This is a genomic window from Mesorhizobium sp. BH1-1-4, assembly GCF_020165665.1.
In the GTDB taxonomy this organism is placed as follows: domain Bacteria; phylum Pseudomonadota; class Alphaproteobacteria; order Rhizobiales; family Rhizobiaceae; genus Mesorhizobium.
Window position 1 is genome coordinate 278,595 of the sequence record NZ_JAIUIN010000003.1, and the last position, 25,540, is coordinate 304,134.

Annotated in this window: 27 protein-coding genes; 5 read left to right on the plus strand and 22 right to left on the minus strand. The window is 62.9% G+C overall.

Annotation, left to right across the window (positions count from 1 at the left end):
- Positions 1–55 precede the first annotated feature (55 nt).
- The 13 genes from lpxB to LB569_RS07880 form a co-directional block, all read right to left on the minus strand.
- Positions 56–1,234: a lipid-A-disaccharide synthase gene (gene lpxB / locus LB569_RS07820; protein WP_224691691.1), complete on the minus strand. Its 1,179-nt coding sequence runs from the start codon at positions 1,232–1,234 to the stop codon at positions 56–58.
- A 1-nt stretch (position 1,235) separates the two neighbouring features.
- Complete coding sequence (locus LB569_RS07825; protein ID WP_224534730.1) at positions 1,236–2,141, minus strand: LpxI family protein; 906 nt, start codon at positions 2,139–2,141, stop codon at positions 1,236–1,238.
- Positions 2,113–2,946 (minus strand): acyl-ACP--UDP-N-acetylglucosamine O-acyltransferase, encoded by an 834-nt coding sequence (lpxA, locus tag LB569_RS07830; RefSeq protein WP_224691692.1) that lies wholly within the window; start codon positions 2,944–2,946, stop codon positions 2,113–2,115. Before lpxA ends, LB569_RS07825 begins: the two co-directional genes overlap by 29 nt.
- Positions 2,947–2,959: 13 nt before the next feature.
- Entirely contained in the window at positions 2,960–3,427 is a 468-nt protein-coding gene (gene fabZ / locus LB569_RS07835; protein ID WP_015317790.1) for a 3-hydroxyacyl-ACP dehydratase FabZ, read from the minus strand.
- Positions 3,420–4,475 (minus strand): UDP-3-O-(3-hydroxymyristoyl)glucosamine N-acyltransferase, encoded by a 1,056-nt coding sequence (lpxD, locus tag LB569_RS07840; protein ID WP_224691693.1) that lies wholly within the window; start codon positions 4,473–4,475, stop codon positions 3,420–3,422. The genes fabZ and lpxD overlap by 8 nt, the downstream gene beginning before the upstream one ends.
- Before the next feature lie 75 nt (positions 4,476–4,550).
- The gene (gene bamA, locus LB569_RS07845) at positions 4,551–6,935 is read right to left on the minus strand and encodes an outer membrane protein assembly factor BamA (protein ID WP_224691694.1); all 2,385 of its coding nucleotides are present in this window, start codon (positions 6,933–6,935) and stop codon (positions 4,551–4,553) included.
- A gap of 217 nt (positions 6,936–7,152) precedes the next feature.
- Positions 7,153–8,295 carry an RIP metalloprotease RseP gene (gene rseP / locus LB569_RS07850; protein ID WP_224691695.1) on the minus strand — a complete coding sequence of 381 codons (1,143 nt, stop codon included), beginning with the start codon at positions 8,293–8,295 and terminating at the stop codon, positions 7,153–7,155.
- A gap of 97 nt (positions 8,296–8,392) precedes the next feature.
- Entirely contained in the window at positions 8,393–9,208 is an 816-nt protein-coding gene (locus tag LB569_RS07855; protein WP_224691696.1) for a phosphatidate cytidylyltransferase, read from the minus strand.
- Entirely contained in the window at positions 9,205–9,939 is a 735-nt protein-coding gene (locus LB569_RS07860) for an isoprenyl transferase (protein ID WP_140701368.1), read from the minus strand. Before LB569_RS07860 ends, LB569_RS07855 begins: the two co-directional genes overlap by 4 nt.
- Positions 9,940–9,971: 32 nt before the next feature.
- Positions 9,972–10,526 (minus strand): ribosome recycling factor, encoded by a 555-nt coding sequence (gene frr, locus LB569_RS07865; protein ID WP_224534744.1) that lies wholly within the window; start codon positions 10,524–10,526, stop codon positions 9,972–9,974.
- A 105-nt stretch (positions 10,527–10,631) separates the two neighbouring features.
- Entirely contained in the window at positions 10,632–11,354 is a 723-nt protein-coding gene (gene pyrH / locus LB569_RS07870; RefSeq protein ID WP_224691698.1) for a UMP kinase, read from the minus strand.
- 152 nt (positions 11,355–11,506) lie between these two features.
- Positions 11,507–12,616, minus strand: coding sequence for an aldo/keto reductase (locus LB569_RS07875; RefSeq protein WP_224691700.1), 1,110 nt, complete (start codon positions 12,614–12,616; stop codon positions 11,507–11,509).
- Positions 12,617–12,651: 35 nt separating this feature from the next.
- A complete protein-coding gene (locus LB569_RS07880) occupies positions 12,652–13,179 on the minus strand; it encodes a nuclear transport factor 2 family protein (protein ID WP_224691702.1) in 528 nt (175 codons plus the stop codon).
- 112 nt (positions 13,180–13,291) lie between these two features.
- Between LB569_RS07880 and LB569_RS07885 the strand changes: the two genes are divergently transcribed.
- Entirely contained in the window at positions 13,292–14,227 is a 936-nt protein-coding gene (locus LB569_RS07885; protein ID WP_224691704.1) for a LysR substrate-binding domain-containing protein, read from the plus strand.
- Between the two features lie 13 nt (positions 14,228–14,240).
- Here the strand turns inward: LB569_RS07885 and tsf are convergent, their stop codons facing one another.
- The 5 genes from tsf to LB569_RS07910 all read right to left on the minus strand — a co-directional run bounded on the left by tsf (position 14,241) and on the right by LB569_RS07910 (position 18,001).
- Positions 14,241–15,161 (minus strand): translation elongation factor Ts, encoded by a 921-nt coding sequence (tsf, locus tag LB569_RS07890; protein ID WP_140701379.1) that lies wholly within the window; start codon positions 15,159–15,161, stop codon positions 14,241–14,243.
- 126 nt (positions 15,162–15,287) lie between these two features.
- Positions 15,288–16,070 carry a 30S ribosomal protein S2 gene (gene rpsB / locus LB569_RS07895; protein ID WP_140505484.1) on the minus strand — a complete coding sequence of 261 codons (783 nt, stop codon included), beginning with the start codon at positions 16,068–16,070 and terminating at the stop codon, positions 15,288–15,290.
- 177 nt (positions 16,071–16,247) lie between these two features.
- Positions 16,248–16,859, minus strand: a complete 612-nt coding sequence (locus LB569_RS07900) for a LysE family translocator (RefSeq protein WP_224691705.1) — start codon at positions 16,857–16,859, stop codon at positions 16,248–16,250.
- Positions 16,856–17,134, minus strand: a complete 279-nt coding sequence (locus LB569_RS07905; RefSeq protein WP_224691707.1) for a DUF4031 domain-containing protein — start codon at positions 17,132–17,134, stop codon at positions 16,856–16,858. Before LB569_RS07905 ends, LB569_RS07900 begins: the two co-directional genes overlap by 4 nt.
- A 36-nt stretch (positions 17,135–17,170) precedes the next feature.
- Positions 17,171–18,001 carry a cell envelope integrity EipB family protein gene (locus LB569_RS07910; protein WP_140701382.1) on the minus strand — a complete coding sequence of 277 codons (831 nt, stop codon included), beginning with the start codon at positions 17,999–18,001 and terminating at the stop codon, positions 17,171–17,173.
- Between the two features lie 138 nt (positions 18,002–18,139).
- On the opposite strand from LB569_RS07910, the gene LB569_RS07915 reads away from it, so the two are divergent.
- The 4 genes from LB569_RS07915 (at position 18,140) to LB569_RS07930 (ending at position 21,133) form a co-directional block, all read left to right on the plus strand.
- On the plus strand, positions 18,140–18,604 hold the full coding sequence (locus tag LB569_RS07915) for a RidA family protein (protein WP_224691708.1): 465 nt from the start codon (positions 18,140–18,142) through the stop codon (positions 18,602–18,604).
- 14 nt (positions 18,605–18,618) lie between these two features.
- The gene (locus LB569_RS07920) at positions 18,619–19,347 is read left to right on the plus strand and encodes a glycerophosphodiester phosphodiesterase (protein WP_224691899.1); all 729 of its coding nucleotides are present in this window, start codon (positions 18,619–18,621) and stop codon (positions 19,345–19,347) included.
- A gap of 55 nt (positions 19,348–19,402) precedes the next feature.
- Entirely contained in the window at positions 19,403–20,623 is a 1,221-nt protein-coding gene (locus LB569_RS07925; protein WP_224691710.1) for a GNAT family N-acetyltransferase, read from the plus strand.
- 78 nt (positions 20,624–20,701) lie between these two features.
- The gene (locus tag LB569_RS07930; protein ID WP_140701385.1) at positions 20,702–21,133 is read left to right on the plus strand and encodes an HIT family protein; all 432 of its coding nucleotides are present in this window, start codon (positions 20,702–20,704) and stop codon (positions 21,131–21,133) included.
- Between the two features lie 12 nt (positions 21,134–21,145).
- On the opposite strand, the gene LB569_RS07935 is transcribed toward LB569_RS07930, so the two are convergent.
- The 4 genes from LB569_RS07935 to clpA form a co-directional block, all read right to left on the minus strand.
- Positions 21,146–21,496, minus strand: a complete 351-nt coding sequence (locus tag LB569_RS07935) for an AzlD domain-containing protein (protein ID WP_140701386.1) — start codon at positions 21,494–21,496, stop codon at positions 21,146–21,148.
- On the minus strand, positions 21,493–22,224 hold the full coding sequence (locus LB569_RS07940) for an AzlC family ABC transporter permease (protein ID WP_224691712.1): 732 nt from the start codon (positions 22,222–22,224) through the stop codon (positions 21,493–21,495). The genes LB569_RS07935 and LB569_RS07940 overlap by 4 nt, the downstream gene beginning before the upstream one ends.
- Positions 22,225–22,373: 149 nt before the next feature.
- Positions 22,374–23,003, minus strand: coding sequence for a chloramphenicol phosphotransferase CPT family protein (locus LB569_RS07945; protein WP_224691714.1), 630 nt, complete (start codon positions 23,001–23,003; stop codon positions 22,374–22,376).
- 65 nt (positions 23,004–23,068) lie between these two features.
- Complete coding sequence (gene clpA, locus LB569_RS07950; RefSeq protein WP_140701388.1) at positions 23,069–25,537, minus strand: ATP-dependent Clp protease ATP-binding subunit ClpA; 2,469 nt, start codon at positions 25,535–25,537, stop codon at positions 23,069–23,071.
- Positions 25,538–25,540: the final 3 nt, after the last annotated feature.

The window sequence follows — 25,540 nt, forward strand, 5'->3', positions numbered from 1 at the left end:
CAGTGCGTAGTAAGTAGTCAGATTGGAAATTTTGCTACTCACTACTCACTACTCACTACTGCCTACTCACTCTCTTCACGTACCCCATCACCACCTGCGCCGCGATCTCACCGGACGGCCTGTCCGTTGCCATGCGCCGTGAGATCTCGGCAAACCCGTCTTTCTGCCAGGCGCGCATTCCTGTGTCGGCCAACAGCGCTTCCACCTGGCGTGCCAGATTGTTCGGTTTGACGTACTCGTTGTAGAATTCCGGGATCAGCGCGCGATCCGAGATCAGGTTGGGCAGCAGGGCCGACCAGACGGAGACGAGATAGGGCGCGACGACGCGCGCGACTGGGTCGAGGCGGTAGCTTGAGACCATCGGCACGCCGGACAAGGCCAGTTCCAGGGATACGGTGCCGGAGGCGATCAACGCCGCGTCGGCCTTGCCGAAGGCCTGCCATTTGCGCTCGGGCTCAAGGATGATCTCGGGTTTCTCGTCCCAGCGCGTGACAGCGGACCGCACGGTATCGGCGACATGCGGTACCGTCGGCATCATCAGCCGGAGCCGGTGCCCGCGTGCCCGCAACATCGACACGGTCTCGCCAAACGGTTCGAGCAGCCGCCGCACCTCGCCGCGCCGCGAGCCGGGCAGGACAAGCAGTGTCTTCACGCGGTCCGGCGAAAGGTCGCGCGGCTGACCTTGAGCCTTGGCGGCCGACAGCACGCCCGCGTCATGGGTGAGACGGTGCCCGACATAGGTGCCAGGCGGGCCGCCCAGTCGCGCGAGCTCCTTCACCTCGAAGGGCAGGATACACAGGATGTGGTCGACATAGGGCTTCATCGCCACCGCCCTGCCCGGACGCCATGCCCAGACGCTCGGGCAGACATAGTGGATGATCGGGATCGACGGGTTGGCCGCGCGCACCTTCCTGGCGACGCGCAGCGAAAAATCGGGGCTGTCGATGGTGACGAGGCAGTCAGGCCTGGCGTCGGCAACCATGCCTGCCATCTGGCCGATCCGCCGCATCAGGCGCGGCAGATCCCGCAGGACGGCACTGAAACCCATCAGGGCGACCTCGCCGGCGTCGAACGGAGGAACCAGCCCAAGCGCCTGCAAATGGCGGCCGCCGAGACCGACCAGTTGCACCTCGCGGCCCGTCATCTGGCGGAGCGACCGGATGATGTCGGCGCCAAGCAGGTCGCCTGATTCCTCGCCCGCGACAATCGCGATCTTCAACGCTCTGTCAGCCATGTCAGGACTCCGCTGCGGCCAGGCCGACGATGAACAGCCCAAGTTCGTTGGCACGCGAGAGGGTCGCGGGACCTTCGAGGATCAGCGAGCGTCCCGCCTCGACGGCAATGCCGGCAAGTCCTGCCGCATGCGCTGCTTCGACGGTTTGCGGCCCCATCGAAGGAAGATCCGCGCGCAGCTCCTGGCCAGGCTTGGCGCATTTGACCAGGACGCCGCGCGTCTTGCCGGCGATGCGGCCATGGCCGCGCAGCAGCCTGGCGCGGTCCAGCAATCCGGCCGTGCCCTCGATGCCTTCGAGCGCAATGGTCCGGCCGCCGACCGCGATCGCCGCCTGACCGATATCCAGTGCCCCGATGGCCTTTGCCGCGGCGAACCCTGCCTCGATATCGCGCCAGTCCGTTTTCCGAGGCCCGGCCTTGGTCAACACGCCTTCGGCGGCGACGAGGCTCGGCACGATTTCGTGAGCGCCCACGACCTTTATCCCCCGGGCCTCGAGCCCGCGCGCCACCACCTTGAGCAGCCCATCGTCGCCGCGCGCCAACGCCATGACAACGACCGGTATTACGGCAAGCAGGCTGAGGCTTGGGCGCAGATGTGTCAGTCTGGGCCTGCGCTTTATCTCGCCGGCAAGCACCAGATGGGTAATCCGGTTGCGCTTGAGCAGTGGAACGAGCGACCCTATCGCCTCCAGGGCAAGTGTATCATGCTCGTACCGGGACAACTCCGCCAGACGGTCGGCCTCGCCGGCCATGAGCACGATGAAGGGCGCATGACCCTGTTCGGCCAGACCGGCAGCGACTTCGACCGGAAGGCTGCCGCCGCCGGCGATGATGCCGACCTTGGCATCAGGCGGGAGATCGAGACCAGCCGCGGCTGTCTCAGCCTTCGTCATCGGTATCGTCGTCATCGCCGCGCTTGAGCGATGGCACGGCAAAGTGCCGCTTGCCGCGACTGGTGATGAAATCGATGATCTTCATCGCGGCTGGGGAAGAGGCGAATTCCGCTTTGGCGAACTCGACGTTTTCGCCGACGGTGCGGGAGCGGTCGAAAATCGTCTTGTAAGCCTTGCGCAACAGATAGATTTCGGAACGCGGCAGGCCGGCGCGCTTGAGGCCGATGATGTTCAAGCCGCGCAAGCTGGCGCGGTTGCCCGCGGCGATGGCATAGGGAATGACGTCACCAACAAATGCCGAGCACCCGCCAAGAAAGGCATTGTCGCCGACGCGCACGAATTGATGAACGGCGCTGAGGCCGCCAATATAAACATTGTTGCCGATCTCGCAGTGGCCGCCCAGCGTCGCCCCATTGGCGAAGGTAGCGTTGTTGCCGACGGCGCAATCATGGGCGATGTGGGCATAGGCAAGGAAATTGCCATTGTCGCCAACCGTCGTTTCGCCACGGCTGGTGTCGGTGCCGACATGCATCGTGACGCCTTCGCGTATGGTGCAATTGGCGCCAATGACGAGCGTGGTGCGCCCGCCCTTGTGCTTGGTGTTCTGCGGCGGCGCGCCCAATGTCGCCATCGGATAGACCTTGGTCGAGGTGCCGATGGTGGTGGCGCCCATCACCGAGACATGGCTGACCAGTTCGACACCGTCGCCGATCACCGCCTCGGCGCTGATATGGCAGAACGGCCCGATGCGCGCACCCTCGCCGATTTGAGCGCCTTCTTCCACGACGGAGGAAGGATGAATTGACGTCTTTATTTTCATAGGCACTCGATCGTCAGTCGCCGGTGACCATCATGGCTGAAATCTCGGCCTCGGCTGCCTTGGTACCTTCGACCAGGGCCTCGCAGGCGAATTTGAGCAGGTTGCCGCGCTTCTTGATTTTTTTGACATGGATCTTCAACTGGTCGCCGGGAACGACCGGTTTGCGGAATTTGGCGTTGTCGATGGTCAGGAAATAGACCAGGGACGGTTTCGACGCCCCAAGGCTGCGGATGCAGATGGCGCCGGCCGTCTGCGCCATGGCCTCGACGATCAGCACGCCCGGCATCACCGGCTGCTCCGGGAAATGGCCCTGAAAATGCGGCTCGTTGATGGTGACGTTCTTGATGCCGATGGCGGAGTCGTCGCCATCGATGTCGACGATGCGGTCGATCATGAGGAAGGGATAACGGTGCGGCAGGAGCTTCATCAGCCCCAATATGTCGACCGCTTCCAGCGTTGTCGCCGCCACCATGTCAGCCATTGTCCTTGCCCTGCTTGCGTGCCCTGGCCATCGTGCGCAACATGGCTATCTCTCGCATGGCTTCCGCCATCGGCTGTGCCGGGTAGCCACCCCATATCTCGCCGGCGGGAACGTTGCTCATAAATCCACTTCTGGCGGCAAGCTTGGCACCTGAACCAATCGTCAGATGATCCGCGAGCCCGACGCCGCCGCCCATGGTGACATTGTCCCCCACCACCACCGAACCTGAAATACCTGAAAGCCCGGCTACTATGCAATTGCGGCCGATGCGGACGTTATGGGCGATCTGCACGAGATTGTCGATCTTGGTGCCTTGCCCGATGATCGTATCGGACATGGCGCCGCGATCGACCGTGGAATTGGAGCCGATCTCGACATCGTCCTGGATGACGACCCGTCCGATCTGTGGAACACGCTCCGGCCCCTTGGCGCCGCCGACAAAGCCAAAGCCGTCCTGGCCGATCCTGGCGCCGCCATGGATGATGACCCGGTTGCCGATCAACGCGTACTGGATGCTGGCGCCCGGGCCGACATAGCCGTCACGGCCGATCTGGCAGGACTGTCCGATGACGGCATTGGGTGCAATGACGGTGCCGCTGCCGATCGAGACTCCTGGCCCGACGACCGCGCCGGCCTCGATGACGACGCCGGCTTCGACATGCGCGGTCGGGTCGACATGGGCATGCGGCGAAACACCGGTTTCGCCGGTCATTGCTCCCGGCGTGGCGGCTGTCGGAAACAAGAGGCGCCCAACCAGCGCGAAAGCCTGTTGCGGCCGTGGATGGGTCAGGACAGCGATGCCGGACGGCGCCTTGTTTGCGAACTCCGCCGGACACAGCACCGCTGCAGCCCGCAGCGACGGCATCAGCGCGGAATTACGCCTGCCGTCGACGAAGACCAGCGCGTTGGCGCCGCCTTCATTGGCTGGCGCCAGTGCATCGATCACAACGTCGGATTGGCCGGAATCGACTAGCACCGAGCCGGTCAGATTCGCGACTTCGGCCGCCGTATACCGGCGTGATGGCGCGAAGAACACCGGATCGGTCATTCCAGAAGCTATATCCAGCTAGGTCGGAACATTTCTCCCGGATCGAAAAAACCCGGGAGCATCGTTGGCCGCCGATCAGAAGCGGGTCGATATGCCGAAGTTGAATTCCTGCACGTCGTCGCTCGCTTCCTTCTTGACCGGAATCGCATAGTCGATGCGGATCGGGCCGAACGGCGAGGCCCACATCAGGCCGATACCAACCGAGGCGCGTATCTGCAAGCCGGTCGAGTCCTGATTGACCAGTGACTGATCGGCAATCTTGTTGCCGTAGAGCGTCGCCGCATCAGCGAACACCGCGCCGCGCAAGCCGAAGCTTTCGGGAACGACCGGCAACGGGAATTGCGCCTCGGCCGAAGCGTTGAAATAGGTCGTGCCACCCAGATGGTCGCCGCTGGTGCCGGCAGCAACCGGGCCGATGCCACCATAGGCAAAGCCGCGGATCATACGATCGGTGCTCTGGAAATGATCGAAGATACGCAGGTCGCCATCGCTGCCGTAGCCCTCCACATGACCGGCGCCACCCGAAACGAGACCGACGAGGTCAAGTTGTTCGGACAATGTCTGATAAACGCTTGCACGGCCCGTGATCTTCACGAACTTCGCATCGCCGCCGAGGCCGGCAACTTCCACCGTCGTGTTGGCGTAAATACCCTCATGCGGGTTCTTCATGTCGTCGATGGTGTTATAGACTAGCCCCAGGCTGACCGACGACTTGATCCAAGGGCTCTGCTCGATGCCGTCCAGGATGGCCTGGGAGATGTTGCAGGTGCCGCCGGGAGGATTCGGAGGATCGGTAGGACCGCAGCTATCGTCGACCTTATATTTCTCTTGCGAGATGTTGTACGCCAGCTGGGTCGTGATGCTGTTGGTGATCGGCAGCCCGAAGCGGATCGTCGCGCCAGTGGTGTCGCTGTCGTAATTGTTGTTGTACTCCCGCGTCGACTTGTAGATGTCGAAGCCGGCGGCGATGCGCCGCCCGAGGAAATACGGCTCGGTGAAGGACAGGCTGTAGTCGCGCGAATTCTTGCCGCCACCCGCCGACACCTTGATGAACTGGCCACGCCCGAGGAAGTTGCGCTCGGTGATCGATCCTTCGACGGACGGACCAGCCGAATCGCCACCGGTCGAATAACCAGCACCGACCGAGAACTCGCCAGTCGATTTCTCGACCACGTCGACCACAAGCACGACCTGATCGGGGGCCGAGCCCGGCACCGTGGAAATGTCGACTTTGTCAAAGTAATTGAGGTCTTCCAGGCGTTTCTTGGCGCGCTGGATCAGCACCTGGTTGAACGCATCGCCTTCGCTGACATCGAACTCGCGGCGGATGACATAATCACGCGTACGATCGTTGCCGCGGATTTCGATGCGCTCGACATAGGCCTTGGTGCCCTGATCGACGGTGTAGACCACCGAGATCGTGTGATTCTCGAAGTTGCGGTCACCGCGCGGCGTCACCTGGGCGAAGGCATAGCCGGAACCGGCCACCTTCTCGGTCAGCGCGATGATGGAGTCTTCCACGTCCTTGGCGTTGTAGACGTCGCCCTTGCGGGTTTCGACCACCGACTCCAGCGACTTCGAGTCGACTTCCGGAATGGTGCTCTCGACGCTGATGTCGCCGAAATTGTAGCGCTCGCCTTCCTGGACGGTGATGGTGACCGTGTATTTGTTGGTCGCGTTGTCGAGCTCGCCGACAGCGGAGACGACCTGGAAATCGGCATAACCGTGATTGTAGTAGAAGCGGCGCAGCAGCTCCTGGTCGGCACGCAGCTTGTCTTCGTCATAGACGTCGTCGCGCAATATGAACGAAACCCAGGACGAACGCTTGGTGTTGATCACGTCAGACAGGCGGCGGCTCGAATAGGCGCTGTTGCCGACGAAATTGATTGCCGCGATCTGCGTGCGGTCGCCTTCGGTGATGTGGAACACCACATTCACGCGGTTGTCGCCGAGATCCATGACCTGCGCGGTCACGCCTGCATCGTCGCGGCCGATGCGCCTGTAAGCGGCCTTCACCGCCTCGACATCCGAATCGAGCGTGGCCTGAGAGAAGGTACCGCGCGACTTCAGCTGAACGGCGGCCTGAAGCGCGTTGTCCTTGAGCTTCTTGTTGCCCTGGAACAGCACCTGGTTGACGACCTTGTATTCCGAAACCTTGACCACCAGGGTCGAGCCGACCTGGTTGATCTGGACGTCCGAGAACAGGCCGGTGCCGAACAGCGCCTTGACCGCGCTATCGACATCGGAGCTGGAGAAGGCCTTGCCGGGCTTGATGGTGATGTAGTTGCGAATGGTATCGGCGTCGACACGCTGGTTGCCGCTCACCTCCACCCTGCTTACGACAGCGGCTTCGGCCGCCGATGTGGCAACGAACTGCACTGCGAGCGCACCTGGTACGACCAGAGCGGCGGACAGTGCCGCCGCTGACGCGGCGTTTAGAAACTTGGATGCTGCCTTCATCGGGCTTAATAACCTTTTCTCGTAGTCCCCACGGCGAGAAAACCGGACGTGCGGTCATTTCCCCTACCGTATTAACCGGATTTTCCCTACACGCAAGGCTTCTGGTTAATTTGTATTTACTTAACCCTGTTGCGTGGCTTTCGCGTCACTCATATCCCCGTGCATGGTAAACGGCGTCTCAACATCGACCATGCCCAGGCCAAATTCCTTCATGATTTCAGCACCCAAAGAGATCGTTCCAGAACACGAACCCCATGAAGCACAACACCAGAAGCAGACCGGCCCGATAGGCCATTTCCATCATCCGTTCGGACACCGGCCGGCGGATGACAGCCTCCACCCCGTAGAACAACAGATGGCCGCCGTCGAGGGGGGGAATCGGCAAAAGGTTTAGAATGCCTATCCCCACGGACAGCAGCGCGACGAGCTGCACCAGCCATTCGAAACCCAATTTGGCGGCCTTGCCGGCCATGTCGGCGATCTTGACCGGGCCACCCAACTGGCACTTGTCCTCGCGCCCCACGGCGAAGCGTTGCATGAACTGGCCGGTGCGCTCGATGACGTGGCCGGTTTCCTCAATCGCCGCCGCAACGGCTCCGACCGGGGTGTAGGTGATGAGACGAGGCTGGCCGAGTTCCTTGTTGTTGACGACGCCGATCACCGCGACCTTGACCTTGTTGCCGAGCGCGTCCTCCTGCTCCATCAGTTGCGGCGACGCGGTCACCGTGACCTCCTTGCCGTTGCGCAACATGACGAAGGTGATGGTATCGCCGGCCCGGCCCGAAACCAGCCGCTGCACGTCGCCGAAGGTTTCGACCTTGCTGCCGTCAACGCTGACGAATCGGTCGCCAGGCAAGATGCCGGCCTTGGCCGCGGGACTGTCGGCGGTGACCTCCGCCACCATGGGCTCCGCGACATAACGCCCGTAGGAGGCAAACAGCACGGAAAAGACGACGATCGTCAGCAGGAAGTTGAACAGTGGCCCGGCCGCCACCGTTGCCGCGCGCTTCCAGATCGGCTGGGTGTGGAAGGCAACCTTGCGTTCCTCGTCGGTCAGCGTCTCGAGCTCTTCCGATGTCGGCTGGCTGGAGGTGGCGTTCATGTCGCCGACAAACTTGACATAGCCGCCAAGCGGTATGGCGCAAAGCTTCCAGCGCGTGCCATGCCTGTCGTTGAAGCCGATGAGCTCCGGACCGAAGCCGATCGAGAAGGCCCTGACCCCGATGCCGCACCAGCGGCCGACTAGGTAGTGGCCCATCTCGTGAACGAACACGACCACCGTCAGCACGAAGAGAAACGGCACGAGCGTGCCGAGAAAGAAGCCTTCCGTGCCGAAAATCGCGTGAAGAATCTCGTTCAATTCAAGCCCTCAAATTCTTCCGCGGTCGCGCCGTGACTGTGACATCAATCCAGGCGAATCCAAGGCAGGTCCGCCCCCGATCGTGCAACGACACCATTCAAATGGGAAACAGCCCCTGTGCCGGATGCTCGGCGCCCGCCGAAATCCAGCCGATGACGTATAGGGCAAGAGCGGCCGCGACAAGCCCGTCGACACGATCCATGATGCCGCCATGGCCAGGAATGAGCACGCCCGAATCCTTGTGGCCATGCCGCCGTTTGACCCAGGATTCGAACAGGTCGCCGGCTTGGGCGACAACAGACAGCACCAGCGCCACAAGGCCGAGCAAAGCCAGATTGCCGGCGCCGGCGATGGCGGCCAGCAGAAGTCCCGCGACGACGCCACCGACCGCCCCGCCGAGCGCGCCGCTGCGCGTCTTGCCGGGCGAAATCGACGGCGCCAGTTTGGGACCACCGACGGCGCGTCCGACGAAATAGGCGAAGATGTCGGTCGCCCAGACGACCGCGAACAGGAACAGGATGGCGACGAGTCCCGAATGGTCGCCGTCGCGCAAAAGGGCAAGCGAGAGGCCGGATACGCAGGCATAGGCAAGGCCGCCAGCGTCCCACTGGCCGATCTTGCGAATGCCGGCGGTGGTCGCTGTTATCGCAACCAGGACCACGACGAGCGGCAGCAGCCAGAACGCGGGCAGCCCAGCGATCAGGGCGCCGACGAAAATGACCATCAGCGCTTCCGGCAGAAAACCAAGCCCGTCGGCCGCAACGGGCCGCGACATGCGGGTCCACTCATAAAAGATCATTGCCGACATCAGGGCGCACAGCAGCCGGAAAGGCAGGCCACCGAGCCAGGTCAGGCCAAGCGCGACAATGGCGAGCACGACCGCTGAGATGACACGCAGCCGAAGGTTGCTCATCCCGCGGCCGGCCGCGAAGCGACGTCTTGCGGGCCCAGTCCGCCGAAGCGGCGCTCGCGGCCGGCAAATTCGCGCAAGGCCTCGGCGAAGTGCTCACGGTTGAAGTCCGGCCAGTAGCACGGCAGGAAGACGAGTTCGCTGTAGGCAGCCTGCCACAAGAGGAAGTTGGACAGGCGAAGCTCGCCGCTGGTGCGGATGACCAGCTCCGGATCGGGAATGCCTTGCGTGTCGAGAGCGCCGGCAAAGCTTTCGGCCGATATCGCCTCGCTGTCGATTTCACCGCGCGCCACGGCCAGGGCGAGCTTGCGCGCGGCGCGGACGATCTCGTCGCGCCCGCCGTAGTTGAAGGCGATCACCAGCGTCAGCGAGGTGTTGTGGATCGTCAGCGATTCGGCTTCGTCGAGCAGCCCTCTGATGTCCGCCTGCAGCCCTGCCCGGTCGCCGATGATCCTCACCCGCACGCCGCTCTGGTGCAGCTCGGCGAGGTCGCGGCGGATGAACAGCTTCAACAGACCCATGAGGTCGCTGACCTCGGACTTCGGCCGCGACCAGTTCTCCGACGAGAAAGCGTAGACGGTCAGGAAGGAGATACCGAGACCGGGGGCGGCGCGCACCGCCTTGCGCAGGGCCTCGACGCCGGCGCGATGACCCGCGAGCCTCGGCATGCCGCGCGCCTTGGCCCAGCGTCCATTTCCATCCATGATGATCGCGACATGCGCGGGCGTTGTCATGATCTCGCTTTCGGGTCAGCCAAGGGCCAACCCTAAACCTGCATGATTTCAGCTTCCTTGTCGGAAAGCAGATGATCGATGGTGCTGATGGTTTCGTCGGTGAGTTTCTGGACCTGGTCGGAACGCTTGCGCTGATCGTCCTCGCTGATCGTGCCGTCCTTCTCCGCCTTCTTCAGGAAATCCATGCCGTCGCGGCGTACATGGCGCGCGGCGACACGCGCGTTCTCCGCGTAGCCGTGCGAAATCTTGACTAGTTCCTTGCGGCGCTGTTCGTTGAGCTCCGGCAGCGGAATCCTTAGATTGGTGCCGTCGACGATCGGGTTGAAGCCCAGATTGGATTCGCGGATCGCGCGGTCGACGGCGCCAACCATCGACTTGTCCCAGACCGAGACCGCGATCATGCGCGGCTCCGGCACGGTGACGTTGGCCACCTGATTGATCGGCATGGTGGTGCCATAAGCCTGCACCTGGATCGCGTCGAGCAGATTGCTGGAAGCGCGTCCGGTCCGCAGCGAGGCCAGATCGTGCTTGAACGCGGCGATTGCCCCATCCATGCGCCGCTTGAGGTCGTCGTACTCACCACTCATTCTAGTCTCCTCGACCCGTCTGCCGCGGGTTCACTGCTTCGGGGCACGGCTCCGTTTTCGAGCCTGATTTCGAAAACCGGTTTCCCTTCAGGGATCAGGCCCGGATCACTCGTCCGCGACGACCGTGCAACGGCCGCCGCCCCTCAGAATATCGCCGAAACCACCCTTTTCGTGTATCGAATAGACGATTATCGGAATGTTGTTTTCACGCGCAAGTGCAATCGCAGCCGTATCCATGATCGAAAGGCCGCGATTTATGACTTCGGCGTGGCTGATGCGCTCGAAACGGGTCGCGTTCGGGTCCTTTTTCGGGTCGGCCGAATAGACGCCGTCGACCTGCGTGCCCTTGAACAGCGCGTCGGCGCCGATTTCGGCCGCACGGAGCGCGGCGGCCGAATCGGTGGTGAAGAAGGGATTGCCGGTGCCACCGGCGAAGATCACCACCCTGCCCTGGTTCATGTAGGCGGTCGCCTGGCGCTGCGAAAAGCTCTCGCAAAGCTCGGGCATGGCAATCGCGGACAGCACGACGGCGTCGACGCCGATCTTGTTCAGCGAGGTGCGCAGCGCCAGCGAATTGATGACCGTGGCAAGCATGCCCATATGGTCGCCGGTAACGCGGTCTCCACCCTTGGAAGCGACGGCCACGCCGCGAAAGATATTGCCGCCGCCAATGACGACACCCACCTCGATGCCCAGCGCGCGCGCTTCGGCGATGTCGCCGGCGATGCGGTCGACGACCGAGACGTCGATGCCGAAATGCTGTTCGCCCATCAACGCTTCGCCTGAAGCTTTCAGCAGAACACGTCGGTAGAGGGGCTTCACCGTCATCTGGTTCCTCGAAAATCCCGGCGCGGCAGACTTTGAAGGCGAAAAGGGCCTCCTGCTTCGTCCGGCGGTGCTGTCATGACGGGTTGACCGGATACACGAAGGGCGCGGCGATGTCACGCCGCGCCCTTGTGCAAAATTCCAGGCTTTCTGGATCAGTTGCTGCTGATGGCAACGGCCTCGCCTTCGACCACGACCGGCGATGCGTAGCCGGACGGCTTGTCGCCGGTCACGACGCCGCCGGCGACCCGGACCTGGATCTCGGGACCGAAAAAAGAATGCGGGAACGGCGCCGGTGTGCCGCTCACCTTGTCCAGCCGCTGGCGAAGCGAGGGCGGTATGGAGAAATCGAGCGCCGCAAGATTGTCCTGCAACTGCGAAAGCCTCGTTGCGCCAAGGATGACGGTGGCGATTCCTGGCTGTGTCGCCACCCAGTTGAGCGCCACCTGAGCCATGCCGCGACCGAGTTCGGCGGCGACTTTCTCCAATTCCGCCACAACAACCCAGTTGTGCTCGCTGAATTTCTGGAAACCTGGATGGGTGGTGTCGCGGAAGCCGTCGAGCCGGCCGGCATTGCCGCCTTGCGCCGGGCGGTACTTGCCGCTCAACAGCCCGCTGGCCAGCGGACTCCAGACCATGATGCCGGCGCCATGGCGTGTCCCGAACGGCACGAATTCGTGCTCGATGGCACGCTCCGCCAGGGAGTATTCGAGCTGCAACGCCGAGATCGGCTCATAGCCGCGCAGTTCGGCGATCGCCTGCGCCCGCCCGGCATACCAGGCCGGCACGTCGGACAGGCCGATGTGACGTATCTTGCCTGCCCGCACCAGATCGTCGAGCGTCCGCAGCACTTCCTCGGCCGGCGTCAGCCTATCCCAGATATGCATGAGATAGAGATCGATGTAGTCGGTGCCCAGCCGCTTCAGCGAGGCGTCGACGGCGCGCATGATGTTCTTGCGGCCATTGCCGCCGGCGTTCGGATTGCCGGGGTTCGAGTTCATGGTGAATTTGGTGGCGATCACCGCCTTGTCGCGCAAGCCGCGCTCGGCCACGAATTCACCGAGCCAGGTTTCGGCCGTGCCGCCGGTATAAAGGTCGGCGGTGTCGAAGAAATTGCCGCCAGCCTCGACATAGGCGTCGAACATCGCGCGCGCCGTGTTCCGGTCCGCGCCCCAGCCCCATTCCGTGCCGAAGGTCATCGTGCCCAACGCCAGCCGGCTGACGCGCAGGCCGCTGTTGCCGAGTGTGTAATAGCTCATCGTCATTGTCTTTTCCGATCCTGATCCGGTTGATGCGGGCGTCATTGCCCAGGCGTCGCCTTGACCCAGGGATTGCCGCGTTCATGCGTCATGCGGAAGGTGAAGCCATCGACCTTCCAGGCGGTGCCAGAACGCGTCAGGTGGTGCTCATACGTGCCCCAGACTTCCCACAGCGGATCGCCATTGCCCTCCACCCGGTTCCAGGCATAGCCGTTCGACAGAACGGTCGCCGTGTCAGCTTCGAGGACCACCTGGTGATTGGTGCGCAGGTGCAGGCTGGTCTTGCCGGCCTTGAGATTGCCGGCCCAGGCGCCGATCAGATCGTCGGAGGCAATGTTGGCCGCTGGCTGCCCGGACAGGCTGCTGAAGTCGGCGGTGACGCGATCGGCGAAATAGAAGCGGGCAAGCCTCCAGTCCCGCGCGTCGACCGCGCGGTCGATGGCATCGGCGATGCGGATGACGGCGCGCTCATCGGCCAGCGCCTGCCAGCCGGTCGGTTCGGCGCCACCGGCATCGGCTGGCGCCAATGCGATACCGGCCGCGAAAGTGACGTGCTTCAACGCATTCATGTCCTTGCTCCCTGATCTGGCCCATGGCCGTGGTGTTGGGGACAATGTGGGGCAATGCGTCGACATCGATAAGATGGCATTGTTTGCAAGGACCATGCGATATCATTCATGAATGGATCGCGATCTCCTCAGCCACCTGCCTGTCATAGTCGCCGTTGCCCGACGCGGCGGCTTCGCGCTTGCCGCGGCCGAACTGGGCATGAGCCCTTCGGCGGTCAGCCATGCGGTGCGCCTCGTCGAGGAGCGGATCGGCCAGCCGCTGTTCGCGCGCACGACGCGAAGCGTCTCGCTTACCGAGGCCGGCAAGGCGCTGGTGGAGACGGCGGCCCCTGCCCTCCAGGATATTGCCGAGCGCATGGACCGTATCCGCAGCGTCAATGGCAGGCCGTCCGGCCTGCTCAGGATCAACGCCTCCAACATCGCGATCCCATTGGCCGTGACGCCGGTCGTCGCGGCAATGGCCGAGCGTTATCCCGACATTACGGTGGAGATTTTTGCCGATCAGGGGTTGGTCGACATCGTCGGCGAAGATTTTGACGCCGGCATCCGGCTGGGCGAAATGATCGCGCAGGACATGGTGGCCATCCGGCTGACGCCGCCCTTCAAAACCGTCATCGTCGCCTCACCCGCCTATATCGGGCGACGTGGCCGCCCGCGCGGCATCGCCGATCTCGCGAACCACAATTGCATCGGATACCGGCTTGTCCGCTCGGGTGCGCTCTATCGCTGGGATTTGACCTGGGATGGCAAGGATGTGGTCATGGAGACCAGCGGTACGGCCATCGTGACCGACTCGCTCGCGGCAATCGATCTGGCCCTCGCCGGAGTGGGCCTTGCCTATATGTTCGAGCCGTTGGCGCGCGCCGATCTTGCGGCCGGGCGCCTGGTGCAGGTTCTGCCGCAGTCGACGATCGAGGAACCCGGGCTTTTCCTCTATTTCCCGCGCCGGGCGGCGATGGCACCGAAGCTCAGGGCCTTTATCGACACCGCAAACGAAATCGGCCTGACATCCCTGCGGACATCAGGCCGAAAAACGCAGTCGCAATAACGCGATAGGACGCTTACTTCTTGACCGCCGCCGCGACTTCCGCGGCGAAGTCGGTCTCTTCCTTCTCGATGCCCTCGCCCAGCGCGAAGCGCAGATAGGCGGTGATCGTGGCCGGCGCGCCGATTTCCTTTTCGGCATCCTTCAGCGCCTTCTCGACGGTGATGTCGGGATTGAGCACGAAGGCCTGCTTCAGGAGCACGACTTCCTCGTAAAACTTGCGCAGGCGGCCCTCGACCATCTTCTCGATGATGGCTTCCGGCTTGCCGGACTGGCGCGCCTGGTCGGAGAAGATCGCCTTCTCACGCTCGACGGCGGCCGGATCGATCTGCTCGGCGGTCAGCGCCAAGGGGTTGGTGGCGGCGACATGCATGGCGACCTGGCGGCCGAAGGCGTTGGCGGCATGCTCGTTGCCCGTGGTCTCGATCGCCACCAGCACGCCGAGCTTGCCGAGGCCATCGGCAACCGAATTGTGGACGTAGGTCGCGACCGCGCCATGCGGCACGGTGAGCTTGGCCGAGCGGCGGAAGCCCAGGTTCTCGCCAATGGTGCCGACAGCGTCCTTGATGGTGTCGGTGACCGACTTGTCGGAGCCCGGATACTTCGCGGCGGCCACGGCTTCCGTCGTGCCATAGGCAAGCGCCACCTTGGCGACGTTGGCGACGATTTCCTGGAACGCCGCATTGCGAGCGACGAAGTCGGTCTCGGAATTCACCTCGACGATGGCGGCTTCGCGCACGCCGTTGTCGACGCCGATGAGGCCTTCGGCGGCGGTGCGGCCGGCCTTCTTGTCGGCCTTGGAGATGCCCTTCTTGCGCAGCCAGTCCACGGCTTCTTCCATGTTGCCGTTGGTCTCGTTCAACGCCGTCTTGCAGTCCATCATGCCCGCGCCGGTCAAGTCGCGGAGTTCTTTGACCTGTGCAGCCGAAATGCTCATTGTCGCCTCTTTGTTTTAAATGCACCGACGCACCATCGGTACTCGATGGTGCGTCTGTTTAGCGTGCCAAAATATGAGAAAGATGAAGGCCGCTGCCGGCCTTCGATTATCAAGCCCGGATGTTTATCAAGCTTCTGGGGCTTCCGACGCCGGGGCCGGATCGAGCGCCGGCTCGACCGGAGCTTCGACCGAAGCGCCGATATCCATGCCGAGCGCGCCCTGCTGGCGGGCGATGCCGTCGATGGCGGCCTTGGCGATCAGATCGCAATAGAGCTGGATGGCGCGGGCCGCGTCGTCATTGCCGGGGATAGGGAAGTCGATCTTGTCCGGATCGCAGTTCGAATCGATGATGGCGACGACCGGGATGCCGAGACGCTTGGCCTCGAGGATGGCGATCGCTTCCTTGTTGGTGTCGATCACGAACATCAGGTCGGGCGTCGAGCCCATGTCCTTGATGCCGCCGAGCGCCTTGTCGAGCTTCTCGCGCTCGCGGTCGAGGTTCAGGCGTTCCTTCTTGGTCAGGCCTTGCGCTTCGCCGGCCAGCATCTCGTCGAGCTTGCGCAGGCGCTGGATCGAGTTCGAGATCGTCTTCCAGTTGGTCAGCATGCCGCCGAGCCAACGCGAGTTGACGTAGTACTGAGCAGAACGCTGCGCGGCATCGGCAACGATGTCCGACGCCTGGCGCTTGGTGCCGACGAACAGCACGCGGCCGCCCTTGGCGACGGTGTCGGAAACCTGCTTCAGCGCCTGGTGCAGCAAAGGCACCGTCTGCGAGAGGTCGATGATGTGGATGTTGTTGCGGGCGCCGTAGATGTAGGGCGCCATCTTCGGGTTCCAGCGGTGGGTCTGGTGGCCGAAGTGAATGCCAGCTTCCAAAAGCTGGCGCATGCTGAAATCAGGCAGTGCCATTCTCATTTCCTTTCCGGTTAGCCTCCACGGACACAGGCATTTTCGGACCGAGGTCCTTGAACGCCACCGGAGGTTTCAGCCGGATTTCTCCCGGGCAGACACCAAAGTCCGTGTGTGGAATGAGCGGGCATATAGAGGGGAAGTCCGACAAACGCAAGCGGGACGGTGCTTTAACGCCTAGCGTGCGGCAATCAGCGCTCCGGTGCCGATCATCGCGCTGCCGGCAAACCTGTTCATCAGCCGCATCCGCCGCGGCGTCCTGAACCAGCCCGAAGCCCGGCCGGCGAGCGCGGCATAGACCCCCATGGTCACGATATTGACGCTGATGACGGTCGCCACCACCAGCAGGCCGTCGAAAAACGTCATCGTATCGAGGTCGAGAATCAGCGGCATGATCGAGGCATGGAACAGGATCGCCTTCGGGTTCCCCAATGCGATGGATGCGCCCAGCAAGAATGATCGGGACAATTTCGCCTGCCCCGTCCCCTGCTCGTTCGATTGCGTGGCCGAGGCCCGCCACATCCTGACGCCGAGAAAGATCAGATAGGCGGCGCCGGCGTATTTCAGCAGGAGAAAAATCCATTCGAAGGTCTGAGCCAGGGCCACCAGCCCGAGCAGCGCCAGAGTGACGAGCACGGCGTCGCCGGCGGCGACCCCAACGCCGGCCATGAAGGCCCGCCGGAACCCACGCGATACGCCGTTGGTGATGACCGCGAACATTGCCGGTCCCGGCGTGGCGGCGGCGAGCGTGACGGCGGCGCAGTAAGCCAGGAATGCCGTTGGTGTCATCGCTTGGCCTTTCCGTTGGGCACCCGCACGCGCCGGAAGATGGCGACGATCTGCTCGCGGCTGCATTCGATGGCGCCGAGCCGCACCGCACGGTCGCGCTCGAAGCCGGTTATGTCATAGTGTGGAGCGGATGTCTTGGGCGGGCCCTGGTAAGACGAGCGCTTGATGCCGAGTTCAGCCGCAAAGCGATGCAACTCGTTGGTGTCGTCGGCTAGGAGATGGCACCAGAGATGACCGGCCCATTTCCAGATCGCCGCATCGACATAGACCGCCATCAAGCCCGCCGCGGCCAACTCACTTGCGCCTCGCTGCTATTTCGATACGGGGCAAGGCTTCGTCTGGTCGAACAGCGACAGGTTGACCAGCTTGCCGGTCATGGAGAAGTCGCCATAGTCCATGGTGAGGTCGCGGGTGATGCCGTTCTCGTGCAGCTTGAAGCTGATCCGGTATTCCGGCACTTCCTCGCCGTTCTGGGCGCTGTCGTCGAAATAGGCGATGTCGACCGGCCAATATTTGTCGGTGGCGAGCTTTGCCAGCGCCGGCGCTTCCGGGTCGGCCTTGTCGGCTTCGGTCTTCTTGCCGACGACAACCGTGGTCGTCATCACCTTGTTGGCGTCCTCCGAGCCGTCGAACAAATTGGTCTGGTAGAAGTTCTCGCCCTTTTCCGCCTTGCCGATCAGCTCGACCAGATGCTGGGTCGGAAACTGGGTGGCCGCGAGTTCCAGGCTGTTCTTCTCCGGCTTGTCGATATCGACCTTCAGGCCCTTGGGATTCTTCGTCGCGACGCCCTTCACCTCCTTGTCGAGGTTCTGGTCGACGAAGGACTTCGTCACGAAGGAAAACATCTTGCCTTCCGCGTCCTCGAAGGTGGTGGTCTGCTGGTCGGTCAGCTTCGTATTGTCGTTGGTGGCGATCTGGGTGACGAAACGGAATTTCACCGTATAGCCTTCGCAGGCCGAGCCATTGAACTCGTAGACCATGCGGCCGGTGATGCCGGTGATGCCGGATCGGTCATCCGCCTTCTTGAGAGTGAGATCATAGACGGCGCGATGCGCCTGCAGCGCCGGGACGGCGAAAGCGGAGCCTACGGGGAAGAGCGCCGACAACAGAGCGGCGTGGACTGCAAGGCGCACTGCGCGCATGAGGTACTCCAATCGTCGCGGCTGATGGCAGGCCGCAGGGAAAGATGGTCCAGCTTAAAAAAAGTCGTGGCGGAAGCGAGGCAAAAATAGCAATTTCGGCCCGGCCAGCGCGGCATCTTCCAGCAATAGGGAAAAGCAATGAGTGAAACAATCGAAAAGCGGCTAAGCGATCTCGGCGTGACGCTTCCTGTTGCCGCCGCGCCCGCCGCCAACTACGTGCCCTATTGCAGATCAGGCAACCTGCTGTTCACGGCGGGGCAATTGCCGCTCAAGGACGGCAAGCTGCAGGCGAGCGGCCTGATCGGCCGCGACGTCGACACGGCAACCGGCAAGGACGCGGCGAAATACTGCGCCATCAACATCCTGGCGCAGGCCAAGGCCGCACTTGGCGACCTCGAGAAGATCCGCCGCCTGGTGAAGATCACCGTCTTCGTGGCCTCTGCCCCCGACTTCGTCGAGCAGCATCTTGTCGCCAACGGCGCCTCCGATTTCCTGGTTGCCGTGCTTGGCGAGGGCGGCAAGCACGCTCGCTCCGCCGTCGGCACCGCCTCCCTGCCGCTTAATGCGGCGGTCGAAATCGAAGCGATCTTCGAAGTCGAATGAGTGAAGGTGAAGACATGACCGACCTCTCCTGGCTGACTGCCCGGCCGGTTGCCCATCGCGGCTTCCATGACATGAACAAGACGCGCTGGGAAAATACGCTTGCCGCCTTCGCTGCCGCGGCCGAACGCGGTTACGCGATCGAATGCGACGTGCATCTGTCGTCCGACAGCGTTCCCATCGTCATCCATGACGACGATTTGCAAAGGCTGACCGGGCAGGACGGTTTCGTCTGGCAACGCAGCGCGGCTGAACTGACCGCGCTCAAGGTTGGCGGCACGGCCGATCACGTGCCGACGCTGCAGGAAACGCTCGATCTCGTCGATGGCCGCGTGCCCATGGTTATCGAGCTGAAAGGAACCCCTGGTCGCGACGAAGGGCTGGTGGCGCGCGTCGGCAAGATGCTCAAGCGTTATAAGGGCAAGGCGGCGATCATGTCGTTCGATCACTGGCTGATCCGCGATTTCCCTAGGCACGCGCCCGGCATTCCGGCTGGATTGACCGCCTACGGCAAGGACGCCAAGCTGATCGAAGCCCATTTTTCCATGCTGGCGCACGAGCTCTCCTTTACCTCCTATGCCGCCGGCGACCTGCCCAACCCGTTCGTCAGCTTTGTGCGTGAAAAGCTCAAAATGCCTGTCATCACCTGGACGGTCCATGATCAGCCGGCGATCGACCTGACGTTCAAATATGCCGACCAGATGACATTCGAAGGGTTCGAACCCGACCTGGTCGAGGTCGCCTGAGCAGAGTGTCTGAAACGTGACTTGTAGCGGCTTGGATGGAGCTTAAATAAGCCTCATGGATCAGGGCGACGATGGCGACGAACAAACGGTGAATGCGGACTATTCGATCCGCATCGCCGCCGGCATCGGTGCCTTTACCCGCGACGAATGGGACGGCTTTGCCGGAACCACGCGCGGTGACGCGGAGACTGACTACAATCCGCTGGTTTCCTTTGCTTTTTTGAGCGCGTTGGAAGATTCCGGCTGCGCCGTGCGGCGCACCGGTTGGCAAGGCCATCACCTGCGGCTGGAAACAGCGCAAGGCAGGCTGCTCGGCGCCGTTCCCTGTTATCTCAAGTCGCACAGCCAGGGCGAATATGTGTTCGATCACGGCTGGTCGGATGCCTTCGAGCGCGCCGGCGGCCGTTACTACCCCAAACTGCAAAGTGCGGTGCCGTTCACCCCCGTCACCGGCCCTCGCCTGCTGGTCGGGAAGGGCGAGGATCAGGATGCGGTGAAGGCCGGGCTTGCCGCCGGTCTGAAAATGGTCACCGACAAGCTCGGCGTGTCCTCGGCGCATGTCACCTTCGCGCGGGAGAGCGACGTCGCGACGCTGGAGGCCGCGGGCTTCCTGCATCGCACCGACCAGCAATTCCATTTCTTCAACGAAGGCTTCTCCACCTATGACGACTTCCTCGCCACGCTTGCCTCGCGCAAGCGCAAGGCGATGAAGAAGGAACGGCGCGAAGCGCTCGCCGATGGCATCACGATCGATTGGCTCACCGGCAAGGACCTGACCGAAAAGGCCTGGGACGATTTTTTCGCCTTCTATATGGACACCGGCAGCCGCAAATGGGGCCGCCCCTACCTGAACCGCCAGTTCTTCTCGCTGATCGGCGAGCGCATGGCGGACGACATTCTGCTGGTGATGGCCAGGCGCGGCGGGCGCTACATCGCCGGCGCCATCAATTTCATCGGCTCCGACGCACTCTACGGCCGCAACTGGGGCTGCATCGAGGATCACCCCTACCTGCATTTCGAGGTCTGCTACCACCAGGCCATCGACTTCGCCATCGAACGCAAGCTGAAGGTGGTCGAGGCGGGTGCGCAAGGCGAGCACAAGTTGGCGCGCGGCTATCGGCCGGTGACCATGCATTCGGCACACTACATTTCACACCCGGGCCTGCGCAATGCGGTCGCCGACTACCTCAAGCGCGAGCGGCGCGAGGTCGAACGGATGGGCGAATATCTGGAAGAACATACCCCGTTCCGCAAAGATATTGGCGATCTCGACTGATCGCGCCGCGGCTTCGTCTTGCCGCTCGGAAGCGGCTTCGCTACACCGGATTTCAAGGCACACTCCGGAGCGTTCGCCATGGCTGAGGCCGCCTATGACACCGACAACATCTTCGCGAAGATCCTGCGTGGAGAAATCCCCTCGCACCGCGTCTACGAGGATGAGGCTGTCGTGGCCTTCATGGATGTGATGCCGCAAGGACCGGGCCATACGCTGGTGGTGCCGAAGGCGCCGTCGCGCAACCTGCTCGATGCCGATCCGGCAACGCTCGGCGCCTTGTTCACGGTCGTGCAGAAGGTGGCGGTGGCGGTGAAAAAGGCTTTCGATGCCGACGGTCTCACGCTGATGCAGTTCAACGAACCGGCCTCGGGCCAGACCGTCTATCACCTCCACGTCCATGTCCTTCCGCGCTTCGACGGCGTGCCGCTCAAGCCGCATACCGGGCAGATGGAGAAACCGGAAGTTCTCGCCGAAAACGCCGGCAAGATCCGAGCGGCTCTGGCGGGCTGACGCGGCGAGCAATCAAAAGTTCAGGTAAAGTCCGGCCAGCAGCAGAAGCTCGGCTGTGGCAATGCCGACGACCATGCGCTTTCCCGACGCCAGATAAGCGACGAAGCCCAGGGCGACCGCCGCTATCCTCAAGGCAAGTGACGTATGCGCAAGCGCGCCGCCCGGAAAGACAATCAGATTGCCGATGACGGCGGCGACAAGCGCGGTGGCCATCGTGCGAACCAGCACCAGCAGGTCTGAATCTTCGGAAAGCTTGCCGCCGAGATAGACACCGAGGATGCGCCAGACATCGGTCGCGGCGAAGCCGGCAACGAGAATGAACAGGTATGGCCACCACCAGGCGCCGTTGGAAAAATAACTCACGCCGCGCGCGCCTTGCGCCGCCACAGGTGCCAGCCATAGGCGGCCGTGCCACCGATAAGTCCGGCGGCCAGCAAGTCGATCCGCGGCAGCAGGATGTGGAAGAACGGCCCGAGGACGAGGCCCAGGACCATTGCCACATGCCCTACCCGTTCGCGCGCGGAACCCCACAACGAGGTCAGGAAATACATCGGCGTCAGCATAAGCAACGCCGCTGAAACCGCGGACGGCAGCGCATCCGCCACGGCATACACGACTGTCACGACAATGACGTTCGTCATCACCAGCATAGCGCCAAGGCCGGCATAATATGTCGTACGCATGCTGGGCGGAACGCGCTTCAGGCGCTCCATGGCGAGCACCCAGGACGTCACAGCGACGAAATGCGCGAGGAGATAGAGCACATACTGCCGGGTCGTTCTGGTGCGCATCTCGGGTACCAGCACCATTACCATCGGCATCAGACGTATGGCGGACAATGTGACGGCCAACATCGCCGCAGGCAGCGCTGCACCCGATGTGACCGCGCCCACCAGCACGACCATCGATGGCAACGCCCACACCGTTGCGGTCATGAAAGCGGCCTGTGTCACTGTGACCCCGGCGTCTTTCGCCAGGGCGGCGAAGCCGATAAACGAGCTGATGAGGATAAGGCCAGGCAGGGAAAACGCCGCGCCAACACCACGCAGGAACCAGGTGGAACGAGGCGCTGTGGCGTCTGGGGTCGACATGTGCCGCCCATAGCACGCGCGGCCACCGGATGCGACCGCACCGAAAGCCGCGTATCGTCTTTCCATTGATCCAAGAGACTGGTGGCAGTCGGCTTCCGGTTGATCGAAGATGCGACAAACAGGTTGGCGCGGCGCTCGGGAACTGACCTCTACTGTCCGTCAATCGGCAATTGCGCCACAGTCTGGAACGCCGATGGCTCCGGTGCGCCGGCCAGACGCTGCAGGATTGCCCCGGCACAGTCGTGCGGGCTCAACAGCGAGGTATCGACTTCCAGGTCGTAGATGCCGGGTTTGTGCACTTCTTCCTGCCACAGGCGGACGGCCGAAGGCACGGGATCACCAGCCGAGGCGGTGACGTAGCCCCTGCCCGGCTCGCTGGCAGCGCGCCGTTCCATGATGACCTCGATCGGACAGCGAACGCCAACAAACAGGACCGGCAGGCCGGCAAGCCGTCGCGCGCAATCGGCCAGAATGTGGAGCGGTTTGGAATACGCTTCGTGGTGACCGACATCCGCCACGACATTCTCGCCCAACCGGCTATGGGCGGCGATCGATTCATAAAGGGCCGCATAGAAGCGCTGCACGAAAACTTCGAGATCGGGCCGCTCGCCGCCAGGGCGCAGGCCTATTCCGGGACGATATGGCGGCGGCGTGATCAGTTCATAGCTGTCGACGCCCAGATTCATCCATGGGCCGTCAAAGCTCTCCCCGATGGCCCGGGCGATGCTCGACTTTCCCGAACGCGGCGCGCCGTTGAGGATGATGATTTGCCCGACCATGCGCATCTCATTGTGCCGATGAAAAAAGCCCCGTTTCCGGGGCTCTCTTCGACTTCTTGTCAGGCTCAGCCCTTTCTGGGCAGTTGCGGCACCAGGCTGCGCTTGCCGCCGTCCTTGCCCTTGGGCTCCGGCTTCTGCGCTACGGCCTTCTTTGCCGCGGGCTTTTTGGCCACGGCCTTCGGCGGCTGCGGCGCGTCTTCCGGCTCTTCCTTCTTCGGCTTCACCGGCGCCTCGTCGGCGAGCGATTCGAGCTTCAGGCCGGTCTCGCCGGTTTCCTTCTTCTCGACGGTGACGCGCACCGTGCCGCCCTTCTTCAGCTTGCCGAACAGCACCTCGTCGGCCAGCGGCTTCTTGATGTGCTCCTGGATGACACGGCCGAGCGGCCGCGCGCCCATGCGTTCGTCGTAGCCCTTGTCGGCCAGCCAGGCGATCGCGTCCGGCGACAGGTCGAAGGTGACGCCACGCTCGGAAAGCTGAGCTTCCAGTTGCATGACGAACTTCTGCACCACCTGGTGGATCACCGGCACCGGCAGCGAGCCGAACGGGATGATCGCGTCGAGACGGTTGCGGAACTCCGGCGTGAACAGCCGGTTGATCGCCTCGACATCGTCGCCTTCGCGCTTGGTCGAGCCGAAACCGATCGCCGCGCGCTGGGCATCGGATGCGCCCGCATTGGTGGTCATGATCAGGATGACATTGCGGAAGTCGATCTGCTTGCCATTGTGGTCGGTGAGCTTGCCGTGGTCCATCACCTGCAACAGAATGTTGAACAGATCCGGATGCGCCTTCTCCACCTCGTCCAGCAGCAGCACGCAGTGCGGATGCTGGTCGACGCCGTCGGTCAAAAGGCCGCCCTGGTCGAAACCGACATAGCCGGGAGGCGCGCCGATCAGCCTGGAGACCGTGTGGCGTTCCATGTATTCCGACATGTCGAAGCGGATCAGTTCGACGCCGAGCGAGGCGGCCAACTGCTTGGCGACTTCGGTCTTGCCGACGCCGGTCGGGCCCGAGAACAGGTACGAGCCGATCGGCTTTTCCGGTTCGCGCAGGCCGGCACGCGCCAGCTTGATCGCCGAGGTCAGCGCCGTGATGGCGGTGTCCTGGCCGTAGACGACGCGCTTGAGCTCGATATCGAGGCCCTGCAGCACCTTCTCGTCATCGGCCGAAACCGTCTTCGGCGGGATGCGCGCCATGGTGGCGATCGTGGCTTCGATCTCCTTGATGCCGATGGTCTTCTTGCGCTTGGCTTCCGGCACCAGCATCTGCGAGGCGCCGGTCTCGTCGATCACGTCGATCGCCTTGTCCGGCAGCTTGCGGTCGTTGATGTAGCGCGCCGACAGCTCCACCGAAGCCTTGATCGCCTCGTTGGTGAACTTCACCTTGTGGAATTCCTCATAATAGGGCTTCAGGCCCTTCATGATCTCGATGGCGTCCTCGATGGTCGGCTCGTTGACGTCGATCTTCTGGAAGCGCCGCACCAACGCGCGGTCCTTCTCGAAGAACTGACGGAACTCCTTGTAGGTGGTCGAACCGATGCAGCGGATCGCACCCGAAGACAGTGCCGGCTTCAACAGGTTCGACGCATCCATCGCGCCACCTGAAGTCGCCCCGGCGCCGATCACCGTATGGATCTCGTCGATGAACAGCACGGCGCCCGGATAATCCTCGAGCTCCTTGACGACCTGCTTCAGCCGTTCCTCGAAATCGCCGCGGTAGCGCGTGCCGGCCAACAGCGTACCCATGTCGAGCGCGAAGATGGTGGCATTGTGCAGCACTTCCGGCACGTCGCCCTCGACGATGCGCTTGGCCAGCCCCTCGGCGATCGCCGTCTTGCCGACGCCGGGATCGCCGACATAGAGCGGGTTGTTCTTGGAGCGGCGGCACAGCACCTGGATGGTGCGGTTGATCTCGCTCTCGCGGCCGATCAGCGGATCGATCTTCCCGGCCTTGGCCTTGTTGTTGAGATTGACGCAATAGGCGGTCAGCGCGTCCTGCTGCTGCTTCTTCTTGCCGCCTTCCTCCTGCGGCTCCGCGCCGTTCTGGCCGCCCTGCTCGTCATCGGCGCCGCGCGGGGTGCGGCTCTCCGATGCGCCGGGGCGCTTGGCGATGCCATGCGAGATGTAGTTGACCGCGTCGTAACGGGTCATTTGCTGTTCCTGCAGGAAATAGGCGGCGTGGCTTTCACGCTCGGCGAAGATGGCGACGAGCACATTGGCGCCGGACACTTCCTCGCGCCCCGACGACTGGACATGGATCACCGCGCGCTGAATTACGCGCTGGAAACCAGCCGTCGGCTTGGAGTCCTCGTCGTAGCCGGTGACCAGGTTGTCGAGCTCGGTATCGATATAGGTGAGAACCGTGTGCTTCAGCTCGTCGAGATCGACATTGCAGGCGCGCATGACGGCGGCCGCCTCGGTGTCGTCGATGAGCGCGAGCAGCAAATGTTCAAGGGTTGCGTATTCATGGTGCCGCTCGTTGGCGAGCGTCAGCGCTTGATGAAGCGCCTTTTCCAGGCCTTGGGAGAAAGCCGGCATGTT